Here is a 3036-nt window from a genome sequence, read left to right on the forward strand (position 1 = left end):
CTGAATGCCAAAGTAATCCAGATCGACCAGGACTATCGCACTGTCGGCAAGAACCGCGACATCACGCTGGGTCTGGTCGGCGATCCCGGCACCATTCTTGGAGCCGTCTTGCAAGCTGCCAGCGGCCGCATCAACAAGGGTGCGCATGCCAAGCGGCGCGAATGGATGCAGCAGCTACAGAAACTGGAAGCGATTGCGACCGAGAAGTTGATGCCCTTGTTCAAATCGAACAGTTCACCGATCCATCCTTATCGGGTGGCTTACGAGATCAACGAATTCCTCAACGACGACACGATCTATATCGGCGACGGTGGCGATGTGGTGACGATTTCGGCGCAAGCGGTGCGTCCGCGCAATCCTGGCCAATGGATGGATCCGGGCGCCTTGGGCAGCCTGGGTGTCGGCACCGGCTTTGCGATTGCGGCGGGCTTGGCCAATCCGGAGAAAGAGGTGATGTGCTACTACGGCGACGGCGCCTTCAGCATGACCTCTTTCGACATGGAGACAGCGAATCGTTTCGGTGTGCCGTATATCGCGGTGATCGGCAACAATTCGGCGATGAACCAGATCCGTTACGGTCAATTGGCCAAGTACGGCGAAGAGCGCGGCAATGTCGGCAACCTGTTGAGCGATATCCCGTACGGCAAGTTCGCTGAAATGTTGGGCGGGCACGGTGAGGAAGTGCGTGATCCGGCGCAGATTGCGGGTGCTTTGCAACGGGCGCGGGAAGCGGTACGCAAGACCCGTCGCTGTGCGGTGGTCAACATCTGGGTTGATCCGGCCGTGTATGCGCCCGGAACCATGGCGCAGACCATGTACAAGTAAAAACCGGGCTTGCGTCTGGCATCAATGTTGTACCCACATGCATCCGGATTGCCGCTGGTCCGGATGCATGGTCACGCAGGAGAGCCGCAATGGAAATGCATCAACCCGTAGATCTGGATCACATCAGCACGCTGATCGTCGCGCAAAAGGCATTGCCTGGCGCGCTGCTGCCGATCCTGCACGCGATCCAGGAATCTGTCGGCTTTATCCCTTCGGAAGCGGTACCCCTGATTGCACAAGAATTGAATTTGTCGCGTGCCGAAGTGCATGGCGTCATCAGCTTTTACCATTTTTTCCGTCAGCAACCGGCCGGCCGCCACGTTGTACAGATTTGCCGCGCGGAGGCGTGTCAGGCGCGCGGTTCGGCGGCACTCGAGGCGCATGCCAAAGCGGTGTTGGAGTGCGATTTTCATGGCACCACCAGCGACGGCCAGTTTACGTTGGAACCAGTGTATTGCCTGGGGCAATGCGCATGCGGTCCGGCCGTCATGATCGACGATGAGCTGCATGCCAGGGTCAGTCCGTCCGGATTTAACCGTCTGCTGCAAACCAAACGAGAGTTGTCATGACCATCACTGTCTATGTTCCACGCGACTCAACGGCGCTAGCGTTGGGCGCCAATGATGTCGCTGCTGCCATCGTCGCTGAAGCCGAACGGCGCGGCCAAACGATCAAGCTGCTGCGCAATGGCTCGCGCGGCATGTTCTGGCTTGAACCTTTGGTTGAAGTGGTGACGCCGCAGGGCCGGGTCGCTTATGGTCCCGTGGCGCCGGAAGATGTGCCTGGGCTGTTCGATGCCGGACTGTTGCAGGGTGGACAGCACCAGCTTGGGCATGGACTGACCGAAGAAATTGCCTATCTGAAGAACCAGGAGCGCCTGACCTTTGCCCGTATCGGCATCACCGATCCGCTCTCACTCGACGACTATCTGGAGTATGACGGCTATCTTGGATTGCAGCAGGCGCTGACCATGCAGAGCGCCGCGATTGTTCAGGAAGTCCAGGATTCCGGCTTGCGCGGGCGCGGCGGAGCCGCCTTCCCAACCGGGATCAAATGGAAAACGGTACTGGGCGCGGTTAGTGAACAAAAATACATCGTCTGCAATGCCGATGAGGGCGATTCCGGCACTTTTTCGGATCGCATGGTGATGGAAGACGATCCGTTCATGCTGATCGAAGGCATGACGATTGCCGGCTTGGCGGTGAACGCCACGCAAGGTTATATCTACGTGCGCTCCGAATATCCGCATGCGATAGCGGTATTGAAAGAAGCGATTGCGATTGCCAACGCGCGCGGCTTCCTCGGTGAAAATATCCTGGGCTTTGGCAAAATCTTCCAGCTTGAAGTGCGCAAGGGCGCCGGCGCCTATGTCTGCGGCGAGGAAACCGCGCTGCTGGAAAGCCTGGAAGGTAAACGCGGCGTGGTGCGCGCCAAGCCGCCGTTGCCCGCGATCGAAGGCTTGTTCGGCAAGCCGACCGTGATCAATAACGTGATCTCGTTGGCTTCGGTGCCGATCATCCTGGCGCGTGGCGCCGCGTTCTACAAGAATTTCGGACGAGGCCGTTCGCTGGGCACCTTGCCGATGCAACTGGCCGGCAATATCAAATATGGCGGCCTGGTCGAGAAAGCGTTCGGCGTGACCCTGCGCGAACTGCTGTACGACTTCGGCGGCGGTACCGCCAGCGGCAGGCCGATACGCGCGGTACAGGTCGGTGGTCCGCTTGGACCGTACCTGCCGGAAGCGCTGTTCGATACGCCATTCGACTACGAAGCTTTCGCTGCAGTGGGTGGCACCGTCGGCCATGGCGGCATGGTGGTGTTCGACGATAGTGTCGACATGGCGCAACAGGCGCGCTATTCAATGGAATTTTGTGTGGCGGAATCCTGCGGCAAGTGCACGCCATGCCGAATCGGCTCGACGCGCGGCGTCGAAGTGATCGACAAGATTGTTGCCGGCCAGGTGCAGCAGATCCACTTGTTGCGCGACCTGTGCGACACCATGATCAACGGCTCGCTATGCGCGATGGGCAGCATGACGCCGCTGCCGGTGCTGTCGGCACTCGATCATTTCCCGGAAGATTTTGGCGAGGGAAAACTCAACCAGGCCGCCTGAGGAATGCGTAGGGTGGGCAAGTTTTTTTGCCCACGCGTGATGCTCGATATGAATATGACTGTAGATGAGCACAAGTCACGCGTGGGCACAGGTGCCCA

At 59.0% G+C, this 3036-nt stretch carries 3 protein-coding genes; all 3 read left to right on the forward strand.

The features are described from left to right. Positions 1-825 (forward strand): thiamine pyrophosphate-dependent enzyme (locus ACIPF8_RS24470; RefSeq protein ID WP_400425537.1); only part of this gene is annotated, 825 nt, incomplete at its 5' end. 95 nt (positions 826-920) lie between these two features. Further along, on the forward strand, positions 921-1394 hold the full coding sequence (locus ACIPF8_RS24475) for a formate dehydrogenase subunit gamma (protein WP_400426358.1): 474 nt from the start codon (positions 921-923) through the stop codon (positions 1392-1394). Beyond that, positions 1391-2938, forward strand: coding sequence for a formate dehydrogenase beta subunit (locus tag ACIPF8_RS24480; RefSeq protein WP_400426356.1), 1548 nt, complete (start codon positions 1391-1393; stop codon positions 2936-2938). The genes ACIPF8_RS24475 and ACIPF8_RS24480 overlap by 4 nt, the downstream gene beginning before the upstream one ends. The last annotated feature ends 98 nt before the right edge of the window (positions 2939-3036 follow it).

The organism is Collimonas sp. NPDC087041 (assembly GCF_044745265.1).
GTDB lineage: Bacteria > Pseudomonadota > Gammaproteobacteria > Burkholderiales > Burkholderiaceae_D > Collimonas.